This is a genomic window from Pseudomonas sp. AP3_22 TE3818 (assembly GCF_053628995.1).
Window position 1 is genome coordinate 2010520 of sequence record NZ_JBRJHL010000001.1, and the last position, 12516, is coordinate 2023035.

Annotated in this window: 13 protein-coding genes; 6 read left to right on the forward strand and 7 right to left on the reverse strand. The window is 60.8% G+C overall.

Translation table 11 applies throughout. From position 1 onward, the window contains the following. Positions 1 to 100: 100 nt before the first annotated feature. Complete coding sequence (locus AB7M25_RS09300; RefSeq protein WP_429383645.1) at positions 101 to 1591, reverse strand: aldehyde dehydrogenase family protein; 1491 nt, start codon at positions 1589 to 1591, stop codon at positions 101 to 103. Positions 1592 to 2142: 551 nt separating this feature from the next. On the opposite strand from AB7M25_RS09300, the gene peaA reads away from it, so the two are divergent. From peaA to peaD, 4 genes are all read left to right on the forward strand, one after another. Continuing rightward, the gene (gene peaA / locus AB7M25_RS09305; protein ID WP_429518917.1) at positions 2143 to 3723 is read left to right on the forward strand and encodes a quinohemoprotein amine dehydrogenase subunit alpha; all 1581 of its coding nucleotides are present in this window, start codon (positions 2143 to 2145) and stop codon (positions 3721 to 3723) included. A gap of 96 nt (positions 3724 to 3819) precedes the next feature. After that, on the forward strand, positions 3820 to 5250 hold the full coding sequence (gene peaB, locus AB7M25_RS09310) for a quinohemoprotein amine dehydrogenase maturation protein (protein ID WP_104448016.1): 1431 nt from the start codon (positions 3820 to 3822) through the stop codon (positions 5248 to 5250). A gap of 1 nt (position 5251) precedes the next feature. Continuing rightward, on the forward strand, positions 5252 to 5575 hold the full coding sequence (gene qhpC / locus AB7M25_RS09315; RefSeq protein ID WP_007971075.1) for a quinohemoprotein amine dehydrogenase subunit gamma: 324 nt from the start codon (positions 5252 to 5254) through the stop codon (positions 5573 to 5575). Between the two features lie 38 nt (positions 5576 to 5613). Then, a complete protein-coding gene (peaD, locus tag AB7M25_RS09320) occupies positions 5614 to 6732 on the forward strand; it encodes a quinohemoprotein amine dehydrogenase subunit beta (RefSeq protein WP_454237193.1) in 1119 nt (372 codons plus the stop codon). A 122-nt stretch (positions 6733 to 6854) separates the two neighbouring features. Here peaD and AB7M25_RS09325 read toward each other — a convergent pair whose 3' ends face one another. Both AB7M25_RS09325 and AB7M25_RS09330 read right to left on the reverse strand, forming a co-directional pair. Next, positions 6855 to 7256, reverse strand: coding sequence for a lysozyme inhibitor LprI family protein (locus AB7M25_RS09325; protein WP_429383629.1), 402 nt, complete (start codon positions 7254 to 7256; stop codon positions 6855 to 6857). A 63-nt stretch (positions 7257 to 7319) separates the two neighbouring features. Then, positions 7320 to 7718 (reverse strand): GFA family protein, encoded by a 399-nt coding sequence (locus AB7M25_RS09330; RefSeq protein ID WP_454237194.1) that lies wholly within the window; start codon positions 7716 to 7718, stop codon positions 7320 to 7322. Positions 7719 to 7916: 198 nt separating this feature from the next. Between AB7M25_RS09330 and AB7M25_RS09335 the strand changes: the two genes are divergently transcribed. Further along, positions 7917 to 8405 (forward strand): SRPBCC family protein, encoded by a 489-nt coding sequence (locus AB7M25_RS09335; protein WP_429383621.1) that lies wholly within the window; start codon positions 7917 to 7919, stop codon positions 8403 to 8405. A 334-nt stretch (positions 8406 to 8739) separates the two neighbouring features. On the opposite strand, the gene inhA is transcribed toward AB7M25_RS09335, so the two are convergent. Continuing rightward, positions 8740 to 9426, reverse strand: coding sequence for an isonitrile hydratase (inhA, locus tag AB7M25_RS09340; protein ID WP_429383617.1), 687 nt, complete (start codon positions 9424 to 9426; stop codon positions 8740 to 8742). Between the two features lie 88 nt (positions 9427 to 9514). On the opposite strand from inhA, the gene AB7M25_RS09345 reads away from it, so the two are divergent. Continuing rightward, a complete protein-coding gene (locus AB7M25_RS09345; protein ID WP_454237195.1) occupies positions 9515 to 10498 on the forward strand; it encodes a GlxA family transcriptional regulator in 984 nt (327 codons plus the stop codon). Here the strand turns inward: AB7M25_RS09345 and AB7M25_RS09350 are convergent. Genes AB7M25_RS09350 through AB7M25_RS09360 form a run of 3 tightly spaced genes read right to left on the reverse strand, consistent with a single transcriptional unit; the run spans position 10467 to position 12426 of the window. Next, positions 10467 to 11369: an alpha/beta fold hydrolase gene (locus AB7M25_RS09350; RefSeq protein WP_429383609.1), complete on the reverse strand. Its 903-nt coding sequence runs from the start codon at positions 11367 to 11369 to the stop codon at positions 10467 to 10469. The two genes, AB7M25_RS09345 and AB7M25_RS09350, sit on opposite strands and share 32 nt — an antisense overlap. Positions 11370 to 11392: 23 nt before the next feature. Then, a complete protein-coding gene (locus AB7M25_RS09355) occupies positions 11393 to 12025 on the reverse strand; it encodes a BRCT domain-containing protein (RefSeq protein WP_454237196.1) in 633 nt (210 codons plus the stop codon). Positions 12026 to 12036: 11 nt separating this feature from the next. Continuing rightward, positions 12037 to 12426 (reverse strand): hypothetical protein, encoded by a 390-nt coding sequence (locus AB7M25_RS09360; RefSeq protein WP_454237197.1) that lies wholly within the window; start codon positions 12424 to 12426, stop codon positions 12037 to 12039. Between the last annotated feature and the right edge of the window lie 90 nt (positions 12427 to 12516).

Genomic DNA, 12516 nt, shown 5'->3' on the forward strand with positions numbered 1-12516 from the left:
CTGGACCGGCCTCTTCGCGGGCAAGCCCGCTCCCACACTGGAATGCGTTCCACTGTGGGAGCGGGCTTGCCCGCGAAGGCGGCCTGAAGGACGCTACAAATCACAATTTGATCAACACCGACTTCAGCTCGGTGTAATGCTCGATCGCCGCATACCCCATCTCACGCCCGACGCCGGACATCTTGTAGCCGCCGAACGGCAACGCCGGGTCCAGGGCGCTGTGGCAGTTGACCCACACCGACCCCGACTTGATGCGCGGAATCATCCGGTGCACCGCCGCCAGGTCATTGGACCAGATGCTCGCCCCCAGGCCGTAGGGACTGTCATTGGCCATACGCAGGGCATCGGCCTCGTCGTCGAACGGAATCGCCACCAGTACCGGACCGAAGATTTCTTCCTGCACCAATGAGTGCTTCTGATCGACATCGACAATCACTGTTGGCTTGACGAAAAAGCCCGGCCCGAACTGCTCGCCGCCGCAGGCGATGGTCGCGCCGCTTTCCCGGCCCTTCTCGATGTACCCGTAGACGCGCTCCTGCTGGCGCGCCGAGATCAACGGCCCCATGTCGACGCTCGGGTCCAGGCCGTTACCGAGTTTCATGGCGTTGGCGATTCCGGCGATGTCCGCCACCACATTGTCGAAGTGCTTGCGCTGCACATACAGCCGCGAACCTGCGCAGCAGACCTGGCCCTGATTGAAGAAAATCGCACTGGCGGCCCCGGCCGCGGCGGTTTTCAGGTCGGCGTCGGCCATGACGATGGTCGGCGACTTGCCGCCCAGTTCCAAGGTGACCCGGGTCATGGAGTCCATCGCGATCTTGCCGATCTGCTTGCCCACCGCGGTGGAGCCGGTGAAGGTCAGCTTGTCCACCAGCGGATTGTGGGTCAGGGCGGAGCCTGCGGTGATGCCGGTGCCGGTGACCACGTTGAATACGCCTTCGGGATAACCGGCCTCCAGCACCAGCTCGGCGAGTTTCAGTGCGGTCAGCGGGGTTTCATCGGCCGGTTTGAGTACAACCGTGCAACCGGTGGCCAGGGCCGGGCCGAGTTTCCAGCAGGCCAGCAGCAGCGGGAAGTTCCAGGCAACGATGGCACCGACCACGCCCACCGCTTCACGACGGATGAAGCTGTGGAACTGATCGTTGGGCATCAGCGGTGCCGATACGTCAACCGTCGAGCCTTCGATCTTGGTCGCCCAGCCGGCCATGTAGCGCAGGAAATCGATGGCCAGTTGCACGTCCATCACCTGGGCCACGGCCGCGCTTTTACCGTTGTTCAGGCATTCCAGTTGCGCCAGCAGCTCGGCGTCGCGCTGCATCAGGTCGGCGAGGTTCCACAACAGGTTCTGCCGCTCCCGGGGGCGGGTGCGGGTCCAGGACGAATCGTCGAATGCCTGGCGCGCGGCGAGTACGGCGCGATCGACATCCTCCGGCGTTGCCCGTGGCACCACGCACAGCACTTCACCGGTGGCCGGGTTGTGCAGGGGCATGGTCTGGCCGTCGGCGGCCTCGACCCAGTCACCGCCGATGAGCATGCGCGGGGCGCGCTGGATGAATGCCGAAGTGGCGGGAAGCAGGTTTGGGAGCGACATGATGAAACCTCGTCTTGTTCGTGTGGCGAGGTCTTTCGCAATGGCTGTGCCAGTTTGCCGAAAGCGCCGTGTCAGCAGGCTTCCGCGGAAAAAGCAGCGCATGAGCGAGCGCTGGACTGTCGCAAACTGAGACGCCACTGACACACTCGCAGCACCCCGTAGGAGCTGGCTTGCCAGCGATGGTCGTTAACGATGACGCGTTCTTGCAGGGTGAGTGCGTTGCCTGGTAGTCCATCGCTGGCAAGCCAGCTCCTACAAAAAACGAGCGAATTGATAGAAGGTCATCCGCCCTCCGCACGCTCACCTATGCTCGTCTCAGAGTGCAACAGTTGTCGCGAAATTGAACGTGTTGCCGCGATGGCATGACTGGCAAAACCCCTGTCGATTCCAGTAAATCATTGATTCATTGAGGTATTCATAAGCTGGCACGCTCCGTGTATTGCTCATCGCAGACGTTTCTCTTGCCTCCGCCAGCGGTTCACCGCCGACGGCAGAAACCATAAAAACGATAGCCACAACAATAAGAACGCACCGTGCGAGGTTCGACGTTGATGAAGAGAAAACTCCGATCAGGCATGAGCGCCAGCCTGCTGGCCGTAGCCGCTTGTGTAGCGCTGCATTCGCCTCATAGCCTGGCAGCCCGCGACGCCCAGACCATCCTCAAGGAAACCTGTCAGGGCTGTCATACCCCCGAAGCCGATAACGGCCTGAGCCGCATCAGCCACCAGCGCAAGACGCCGGAAGGCTGGCTGATGAGCATTGCCCGGATGCAGACCATGCACGGTTTGCAGATCAGCGACGACGACCGTCGCACGCTGGTCAAATACCTGGCCGACACCCAGGGCCTGGCGCCGAGCGAAACCGATGGCGTGCGTTATGCGCTGGAACGCCGGCTCAATACCGTCGAACAATTCGATGACCAGACCAGCCAGATGTGCGGCCGCTGCCACTCCGGTGCGCGGGTGGCCCTGCAACGGCGTCCGGCCCAGGAGTGGGAACGCCTGGTGAACTTCCACCTCGGCCAATGGCCGTCACTGGAATACCAGGCCCTGTCCCGCGACCGCGACTGGTTCGATCTGGCCCGCAAAGAGATGGTGCCGCTGCTGGCCAAGCGTTATCCGCTGGACAACCCGGCCTGGAAAAAATGGCAGAGCGCCGCACCGAAAAGCGAGGCGCTGGCGGGTGACTGGAGCTTCAGCGGCCACTTGCCGGGCAAAGGCGAGCTGGCCGGTGTCATGAGCGTGACCGCCGACGGCAGCGACACCTTCAAGGTCAGCGTCGTCGGCCAATACGCCGACGGCTCGCCGTTCAATGGCGACGGCAGCGCGATTCTCTACACCGGCTATGAATGGCGCGGCAACGTGACCATCGATGGCGTGACCATGCGCCAGGTGTTCGCCGCGCAAGGCAATGCCATGCAGGGCCGCATGTTCGAGGCCGAGCACGACGAGCGCGGCCTGGACTTCGTCGCCGCCAAACAGGGTTCCCAGCGTTTGCTGGCGGTGCAACCGGGCTACGTGAAGGCCGGCAGCGAGACCGAAGTGACCCTGATCGGCAGCGGACTTTCCGGCAAGCCGAACTTCGGCAAAGGCGTGGAAGTGGTCGAAGTCGTCTCGCAGAGCCCGGAGCAGATCAAAGTCAAGCTCAAGGCCGCCGCCAATGCCCAGCCGGGCGCGCGTGCAGTCACCGTCGGTACGCTGAAAGGCCCGAGCCTGTCGGTGTACAGCAAGATCGATGCAGTCAAGGTCGTGCCTGAATTCTCGGTGGCACGGATTGGCGAGGGCGGCGGTTCGACGCCGAAGGTCCAGGGCCGATTCGACGCGGAAGCCTGGGGCAAGGGCGCCGATGGCAAGCCGTATCGCATCGGCGTGTTCCCGGCGCAATGGAAGGTCGAAGCCTTCGACGATCGCGCCAAGGAAGACGAAGACGTCAAGTTCGCCGGCACCATGCGGGCTGACGCGGGCGTGTTCACACCGGGCGATGCCGGGCCGAACCCGGCCCGCAAGATGTCCACTAACAATGCCGGCAACCTCAAGGTGATCGCTGCCGTCGACGACGCAGGGAAATCCCTGACCGGCGAAGGCCACATGATCGTGACCGTGCAACGCTGGAACAATCCACCCATTCCGTGATGTTGAAACCAGAGCCTGGCTGACCAAAACGGTTTCAGACACTTTTTCGGAATGACCGCAAGCCCCGCAAACCGGGGCCTGCACAGGAGGTTTGCAATGGGCGCTATCTTGAATCTGGTCGAACGCAACCTGCACGAAGTGCAGGTCGATGCCGACCGCATGCTGTTTCACATCCCCAGCAGTTCGCTGTTCGCCAGCGATGAACTGACGGGCACCATCATCGATACCCTGCGCGGTCCCGGCTGCTCCTCGGACGACCTGATCCAGCGCTTGGCCGCGCGTTTCAACGGCGAGGAAATCACCGAGACCCTGCGCGAGCTGATGGCCCTGGAACTGGTCAGCGACGGCTCACCGCTGACCCCGGACATCGCCACCAAACGGGTCGAGCGCACGGCGATCAACACCGTGGTGCTCAACGTCAACACCGGCTGCAACCTGAGCTGCACCTACTGCTACAAGGAAGACCTCGACAAGCCGTCGGCGGGCAAGAAGATGGACGTCGAAACGGCCATCGCCTCGGTGGAAATGCTGTTGCGCGAATCCCCGGACGAAGAGCGTTTCACCGTGGTGTTCTTCGGCGGCGAACCGCTGAGCAACCGCAAGCTGATCGAGTACATGGTCGATTACTGTGAGAAGCGTTTTCGCGAGGCGGGCAAGTTCGTCGAATTCGTCATGACCACCAACGCCACGCTGCTCACCGAAGAAACCGTGGACTACCTCAATGCCCACCGTTTCGGATTGTCGGTGAGCATCGACGGGCCGAAAACCGTGCACGACCGCAACCGCATCACCGTAGGCGGGCAGGGCACCTATGACGTGGTGCGGCGCAAGGCCGAGATGCTGCTGTCACGCTACAACAGCCGTCCGGTGGGTGCGCGGGTGACCCTGACCACTGGCGTGACCGATGTCGAAACCATCTGGGATCACCTGTTCAACGAGCTGGGTTTCGCCGAAGTCGGCTTTGCCCCGGTGACGTCCGGCGACATCAGCACCTTCAACCTGACCAGCGACGAGTTGATCGAAGTCTTCGCCAGCATGAAACGCCTCGGTCGGCGCTATCTGGAAGCGGCGCTGGAGCACCGCAACATCGGCTTCTCCAACCTGCACCAGTTGATCACCGACATCCACGAAGGCCACAAAAAGGCCCTGCCGTGCGGCGCGGGCCTGAAGATGCTGGCGGTCGATCACAAGGGCGAGCTGAACCTGTGCCACCGTTTTACCGGTTCGAGCCTGCCGACCTTCGGCAATGTGCACAGCGGCGTCAAGCAGGTGGAGTTGAACGACTTCCTGTCCCAGCGCCTGGACCGCACCAACACCGGCTGCGAAGACTGTCAGATCCGCAACCTGTGCTCCGGCGGTTGCTACCACGAGAGTTACGCCCGCTACGGCGACCCGACGCACCCGACCTATCACTACTGCGAACTGATGCGTGACTGGGTCGACTTCGGCATCGAGGTCTACACCCGGATCATGGCCCATAACCCTGCGTTCATCAGCAGTTACATCACTCCGCGCAAGGCTCACTGATATGAAACATCTCAAGGCAATCAATAACAAAGCGTTGAAGCTGGATCAGGCCGCGGACGAGAACCGCATTGAGGAAGTGGTGGCCATGAGCTCCGTGGCGGGCTGTGCCTCGACCACCGACCCAGGCTGGGAAATCGATGCGTTCGGCGGTGTGTCGTCGCTGTGCCAGCCGATGGAGGCCGACCTCTACGGGTGCTCCGACCCGTGCTGGTGGCCGGCCCAGGTGCCCGACATGATGAGCACCTACCCGGACTGGAACAAGGATGCCCAGGCGTCCAACGAAAACTGGCGCAACCTCGGCACTGTCTTCCCCAAGGACAAGTGATGCCCTTGAAAGCAGCGTATAACAAGAAGGATTCCAGCATGCACAGCATCAAAGCCTGCGGCCTGGCCGCGTTTGCCGTCCTGAGCAGTTGTTCGATCAGTGTCCTGGCCGATGAAAACACCGCGCTGCAAGACGGTCACGAATACATGTTGACCACCAACTACCCGAACAACCTGCACGTGATCGACCTGGCCACCGACACCTTGTACAAGACCTGCAAGATGCCCGACGCCTTCGGCCCTGGCACCGTGCAGTTGTCGCCGGACCGCAAGACCGCCTACGTGCTGAACAACCACTACGCGGATGTCTATGGCGTTGAACTGGACAGCTGCAAACAGGTGTTCCACGCCAGCATCACCCAGAAGCCGGGGGAGAAAGCCAAGTCGATGTTCGCCTTCACCCTCAGCCACGACGGCAAGGAACTGTTCACCATCGCCAACCCGACGCTGATGATGAACGACCGCTACGAAGTGCAGCAGCCTCGGCTCGATGTGTACTCGACTGACGCCGGGATGGATGCCAAGCCGGTGCGCAGCTTCCCGGCGCCGCGGCAGCTGACCATCATGCAGAGTGGCGACGACGGCACCTTGTATGTGGCGGGGGCGGACGTCTACAAGGTCAATGTGCAGACCGGCAAGTTCGACGTGCTGATCCCCAGCCGTCACTGGAAACGCCCGAACTACAGCGCGCCGGACGTGCTCTACGTGTGGAACCAGCAGACCTACCGGCATGATTTCTCGCTGCTCTACACCGCCGCGAAATTCAAGGACAAGAAGCAGGACCCGGCCACCGCCGAATACCTGTACGGCCTGTTCAGCGTCGACCTGAAATCCGGCAAGACTGAAACCACCGACTTCGGGCCACTGACGGAAATCTATTTCAGCGGCATGCGCTCGCCCAAGGACCCGAACCTGATGTTCGGCGTGCTCAATCGCCTGGCCAAGTACGACATCAAGGAGAAGAAAATGCTCCAGGCGGCGACGCTTGATCACTCCTACTACTGCATTTCCTTCAACAAGGACGGCAGCAAGATCTACCTGGCCGGGACGTTCAACGACGTGGCGATCTTCGATGCCGACAGCCTGAAACAGACGGGCAGCATCAAATTGCCGGGCGGGGACATGGCGATTACCACGGCGCAGATATTTATCCGGTAATTGCGGCGACTGAAAGGACGCCATCGCCGGCAAGCCGGCTCCTACAATGGATCCCTGTCTACTGACGATCTACTGTAGGAGCTGGCTTGCCAGCGAAGAGGCCCTCAAAAACACTACAAATCTTAAACCCCTGGCACCGGACAACTCATATCCCCCTCCTGGCACTTCAGATAGTTCTTGAACGTCAGCACCCGCGCCTTGGTCAATTCCGTCACGCAATTGCTGTAGATCAGCGGATACACACTCCCGCCTTCCACCCCGGACGCCGAGAACTTGCACTCGGCATCGCGGAACGCCACCCACGCCCGCTGCGCACCTACCAGCAGTTTCTTGTTGTCCGGGTTGCCCTTGAATCGCGAAGTGATCTGCTGGTACAGCGCATTCAATTCCTTGTCGGCGGCCGCATTCTGTTGCGCCGCGCACTGGTTCATCGTCGCCTGGTCGCTGGCGTTGTCGCAGTCCACGGCGACAGCCATGGAGGTGAACAGCAGGGGCGTCAATGCCAATAGTAAGCGTGGGTTCATGCCGGATTACTCGCTGTGACCGAATGTTGAAGTGCAGTGTAGCCGTGTGACGGATTCAGCCCGCTACGCTTGCCACTGCGCATGCTTTTCCACCGATTGGTATTCAAGCCACGGCACATCATGTGACGTCCAGATATGCGCTTGGGGCGTCATCTGCGGATCTGCATCCAGTGTCGCCACACGAACAATCACGTGAGGCTGGGCCGGCCGCTCGGCCATCAGGTGTGAACCGCAGACCGAACAGAAATATCGAAACTTGCCCGGCGACGATTCGTAGCGGCCCAGGCGATCCTGGCCTTTGAGCCAGCGAAAGTGCTCGCGCATGAACCCGGCGGTCGATGCAAACGCTGCCGCGTGAGCCTTGCGGCAGGTCTGGCAATGGCAGTGGCTGATGGGCATGTCGAGGCTATCGAGTTGGTATTCGATGGTTTTACACAGGCAACTGCCGCGCAGGTTTTTCATGGACGACTCCTTTCGTGGGGCGATCTGGAAGGAGAACGTTAGCAGTTTCGACCTCTGACTTTGTGATTGCCCCAGAACTTATCCGCGCAAATGCAACCGAATATCTCAGGCATGGTTGATTGCGCATCCCGATTGGTACAACTTTAGGGTTGGTCTTGTGGTCTTACTGGCCTACTGTTCAAGTACAGGAGGTGACTTATGAACCCCGCATCTGATCGCATCGAAAGGAAGATCCTGCTCAAGGCCAAGCGTTCGCAGGTCTGGCGCGTGCTGGCCAATGCCGAAGAGTTCGGACAGTGGTTTGGCGTGGCGCTGAAAGGCAAGCGTTTTGTCGCAGGCGAGTGGACCCAGGGACAGATTACCTACCCCGGCTATGAGCATTTGCGCTGGAATGTGTTGGTCGAGCGGGTCGAGCCGGAGCGGCTGTTTTCGTTTCGCTGGCACCCTTATGCGGTAGAGCCGGAGGTCGATTACTCCCAGGAACCCACCACCCTGGTGAAGTTCGAGCTCGAAGACATGGATAACGGCACGCTGCTCAAGGTGATCGAGTCGGGTTTCGACCACATTCCCCAGCATCGTCGCCTCAAGGCGTTCCGGATGGACAGCCGTGGTTGGGATGAGCAGATGAGCAACATCGAACAGTTTCTTGTGGAAAAGGCCAAGGCCCACGAGCTTCAGGGTGACTGACCAGCGCCTGGCCGTGGAAAGTCAGCTGGAGGCCTTTAAAATCGCGGCTTCCAGGCCAGGCACCTGAGGCGTCTAAGGGTTTTCGGAAGGTGGCTTATAGCGAATGTCTTACACGCGATGGTAGCGATATCGCCTGTTACAAATTGGATCCGATGCGTATTCTGGCCTCACCCACTGAAGCACAGGATGTGCTCAGGATCACGGATGATCGACCATATGCAAGGAACGCTGCGACAAGGAGTCGTCATGGTCTTGGAAAAACCCGCTTCGGCGGGTTTTTTTGTGGCCGCAGGAAAAGTCGGCGGCAGGAAGCGTGTTCCTGCCGCCACCTTTTTTACTGACGATCGAGTTTCGCCGCCGCGCGCTCGGTGATTTCCGCCCGCAGCTTCAATGAGCCAGCAGCCCGCTGGCGAGCCTCTTCCAGCACACTGGCCGGCGCCGTCTCGGGGCTGCCCGCCATAAACGGCGGGGCCGGAGCGTATTCCAGTTGCAACTGCACCAACTGGGCGGTTGCCGGGTCGAACAGCTCGGCGGCCAGGGTCAGGGCGAAATCGATACCGGCGGTGATTCCGCCACCGGTCAACAGATTGCCGTCGCGAACCACCCGATCCTTGACCGGGATTGCGCCCAGCGGCTTGAGCAACTCGTGATAGGCCCAGTGAGTGGTGGCACGTTTGCCCTTGAGCAATCCCGCCGCGCCCAGTACCAGTGCGCCGGTGCACACCGACGTAATGTACCGGGCGTTGGCGGCCTGGGCCTTGAGGAAGTCCAGGGTCTGGTCATCTTCCATCAACGGCCCGACGCCACTGCCGCCGGGTACGCAGATCACATCCAGTGCCGGGCAATCCTCGAAGGTGGTCGTCGGTTTCAACAGCAGGCCGGTGCTGGCGGTGACCGGCATCAGGTCTTTCCAAATCAGATGCACTTTCACATCCGGCAGCGAGGCCAGTACGTCATAAGGGCCGGTCAGGTCCAGTTGCTGAACCTGTGGAAACAACAGAAAGCCGATCTGCAACGTCATGGTGTTTTTCTCGTGAAGTGGGTGGACGGTTTGACTGTAGGCTCGTAGGATTTGGCGTATACGCCAATATCCCCACGAATTACGCCAAATGTCGAAAACCATCCATGTACTCGCGTTCGCCAACGTGCAATTGCTCGACGTCACCGGGCCGTTGCAGGTCTTCGCCTCGGCCAACGACATTGCCCGTCAGCAAGGCCTGCCGCCACCCTACGCGCCGACGGTGATTGCCAGCGGCGGCGGGGCGGTGATGTCGTCGGCGGGCCTGGCGCTGTTGGCCGAACCCTTACCGGATGACGGCACTGACACCCTGATCATCGCCGGTGGCTGGGGCGTCTACGCGGCGGCGCAAGATGCGTCGTTGGTCGGATGGGTGCGCGAGCATGCCCGTGGCTGCCGACGGGTTTCCTCGGTGTGTACCGGTGCGTTTCTGCTGGCGGCCAGCGGCTGGCTCGATGGCCGGCGGGTGGTCACCCACTGGACCCGCTGCGAGCAACTGGCGCAACAGCACCCGCGCTTGCAGGTCGAACCCAACCCGATCTTCATCAACGACGGCCCGGTCTGGACCTCGGCCGGCGTGACGGCCGGCATCGACCTCGCGCTGGCCATGGTCGAACAGGACCTGGGGCGCAACATGGCCCTGGAAGTCGCCCGGCAACTGGTGGTGTTTCTCAAGCGTCCGGGTGGCCAGTCGCAATTCAGCGTGACCCTGTCCCTGCAACAGGAAGGTAAGCGATTCGACGAACTTCACGCCTGGATCAGCGAAAACCTGACCAAGGAACTCGGCATCCCGACCCTGGCCTTGCAGGCCGGCATGAGCGAACGCAGCTTCGTGCGCCACTACCGCGCCGACACCGGCCAGACCCCGGCCCGGGCCATCGAACTGATCCGCGTCGAAACCGCGCGGCGTCTGCTCAGCGATACGGGTGTGCCGATCAAACGGCTGGCGGTGCAATGCGGCTTCGGCAGCGAAGAAACCCTGCGTCGCAGCTTCCTGCGGGCCATGGGGGTGACACCGCAGGCTTATCGGGAGCGGTTTTCGGTCAGTGCCGGAGGAGATCCAGTAGTGCCTTAAGTGTTGCCTCTGGCGCTTCTTCTGGAATGTTGTGGCCAACGCCTGCCAACACTCGACGCTCATAGGGGCCGGTGAAATGCCCGATATCTTCGTCGATTTCTTGCGCAGGCCCGACACCGTCATCGGCACCGCACAGGGAAATCGTCGGCACGCTGATGGTTGGTTGTTTGCTCAGGGCCTGCTCCATCCATTCCAGCGCCGGATCGCCAAGGGCATACATGAAGCGGTGGCGATAGGAGTGAATCACCACGTCGACAAAATCCGGGTTATCGAAGGCCGGGGCGCTCAACGGATAGCGTGCAGCGTTTTCGGCCCAGGTTGGTGACCAGAGCTTCCAGAGCAATTCGCACAAGGCGCGGCGATTTTCGGTCAGGCCTGCGACGCCACGAGGCGTGTGGAAATAGTACTGATACCAATAGCGATGCTCGGTGTCCGGAGCCAATGGCTGTGTCGAATGGGGGATGTCCTGAAGGTTATAGCCATCGCCCGTGATCAGGCAGCGCACCCGTTCCGGCCACAGCGCAGCGACAATGCACGCCGCCCGCCCACCCCAATCGTAGCCACACAGGGACGCCCGGTTGATGCAAAGGGCATCCATCAGGTCAAGCAAATCCTGGGCAAGGGCGGCTTGCTGGCCGGAGCGCAGGGTATCGGCGCTGATGAAACGGGTCGGGCCGTAACCCCGCAGATACGGGACGATCACGCGGTAACCGGTAGCGGCGAGAGCGGGGGCGATGTCGTCGTAGGCGCGCGGCGAATAGGGAAAGCCATGAAGCAGGATGATCGGGTCGCCGGTGGCGGGCCCGTGTTCTTCGTAGGCAATGTCGAGTTGTGTCGTGCGGACGGTCTTTAGTGGCTGCTCAATCATCATCCCCCCTGACGCCGATAGTTGTGTCACCCGAACAGCACCCTTTGCCAGTGTTCTTCACTGATGATCGCGATAGGAGCACCGCTCTCTCTCAGCTCAACCGCTTTTTTGATCTTGGTTCCATAAGTGCTATGAAGCCATTGATCGTTTCCGATGCTGCCGACCACCAGATAGTTGATTTTCTTGCTGACCGAACCTCCGATCAGGCCGCCGCGTTCGACAATCAGCGATTCGCATGCTTTGCGCGGACCGTAAGCCATGACCCCGGTGAACAGGAAAACCCGATCAACCCAGTTCAGTGCGGGTGCAGGGTTATCGAGTGGAAGACTGCAAGGCGTTGTGAAGACCTGGCCCGAGCCAACCGGCAGACCTGCAAACTGGTGCAGCATATCCAGTAGCTCAGCCGATTCTTCGGAGTCCAGTACGCCATCGCTCAACATGTCGGAGAGGCGTTTATAGAGGATGTTCACGACCGGATCACCCAGGTGACACACATGAGCTTCGATCCAGCTCTTGAGAAACTCGGCTTCCTGCTGGTTGATCTTGCCATCGGCAGCGAGTCCAGCCGCAATACCTGTCAACGCGTCGGCTGAACGTCTATCAATGCGTGCTTCGTGGAAGAATCCACTGTTTTGAAATTCCTGATGCAAATCGACCATCGTCCCTGCTCCTAGGATTCAACTTCCGCTACTTGATTGAAATACTTCGCCCGATCCGGCGTAAACGTCACCACCATGGCTGTCCGAGCACACCTCAGCGCTCGTTCTTGCGCCAGGTCCACGTCCAGGTCTTCCCCGCGCAAGCCTTGCCACTGGGCGAGGTATTTGAGGGATCCGTATTTTTCGAGTTTCTTCAGGCTGCGGCTGACGCCACCTTTCCAGCCCAGTACCGGCAACTCGCCGGCGAGGCACTGTCGGGCGAGTTCGGGGAAACGGGCGGCGCGCTGGCGGCCGACTTCCCAGCATTTGATCAGGCCCTTGTCGTCGGCCTCCCAGAGTTCTTCGCGGTTCAAACCGGTTCGGAGCGGGGTGTCGATGCTGCGATGGATGCGTTGGGTCATTCTGGTTCCTTGAATTCGGGTGGTTCTGGACAGCTCCGCTGTGCCCGTTGATTGAGGATGGTAGGTGGGGTGATAGCGGCTGGCAACAAT

Bases quoted from the DNA above. Each gene is read 5' to 3' on its own strand.
- AB7M25_RS09300 (WP_429383645.1), bottom strand. From the start codon at position 1,591: ATGTCGCTCCCAAACCTGCTTCCCGCCACTTCGGCATTCATCCAGCGC.
- peaA (WP_429518917.1), top strand. From the start codon at position 2,143: ATGAAGAGAAAACTCCGATCAGGCATGAGCGCCAGCCTGCTGGCCGTA.
- peaB (WP_104448016.1), top strand. From the start codon at position 3,820: ATGGGCGCTATCTTGAATCTGGTCGAACGCAACCTGCACGAAGTGCAG.
- qhpC (WP_007971075.1), top strand. From the start codon at position 5,252: ATGAAACATCTCAAGGCAATCAATAACAAAGCGTTGAAGCTGGATCAG.
- peaD (WP_454237193.1), top strand. From the start codon at position 5,614: ATGCACAGCATCAAAGCCTGCGGCCTGGCCGCGTTTGCCGTCCTGAGC.
- AB7M25_RS09325 (WP_429383629.1), bottom strand. From the start codon at position 7,256: ATGAACCCACGCTTACTATTGGCATTGACGCCCCTGCTGTTCACCTCC.
- AB7M25_RS09330 (WP_454237194.1), bottom strand. From the start codon at position 7,718: ATGAAAAACCTGCGCGGCAGTTGCCTGTGTAAAACCATCGAATACCAA.
- AB7M25_RS09335 (WP_429383621.1), top strand. From the start codon at position 7,917: ATGAACCCCGCATCTGATCGCATCGAAAGGAAGATCCTGCTCAAGGCC.
- inhA (WP_429383617.1), bottom strand. From the start codon at position 9,426: ATGACGTTGCAGATCGGCTTTCTGTTGTTTCCACAGGTTCAGCAACTG.
- AB7M25_RS09345 (WP_454237195.1), top strand. From the start codon at position 9,515: ATGTCGAAAACCATCCATGTACTCGCGTTCGCCAACGTGCAATTGCTC.
- AB7M25_RS09350 (WP_429383609.1), bottom strand. From the start codon at position 11,369: ATGATGATTGAGCAGCCACTAAAGACCGTCCGCACGACACAACTCGAC.
- AB7M25_RS09355 (WP_454237196.1), bottom strand. From the start codon at position 12,025: ATGGTCGATTTGCATCAGGAATTTCAAAACAGTGGATTCTTCCACGAA.
- AB7M25_RS09360 (WP_454237197.1), bottom strand. From the start codon at position 12,426: ATGACCCAACGCATCCATCGCAGCATCGACACCCCGCTCCGAACCGGT.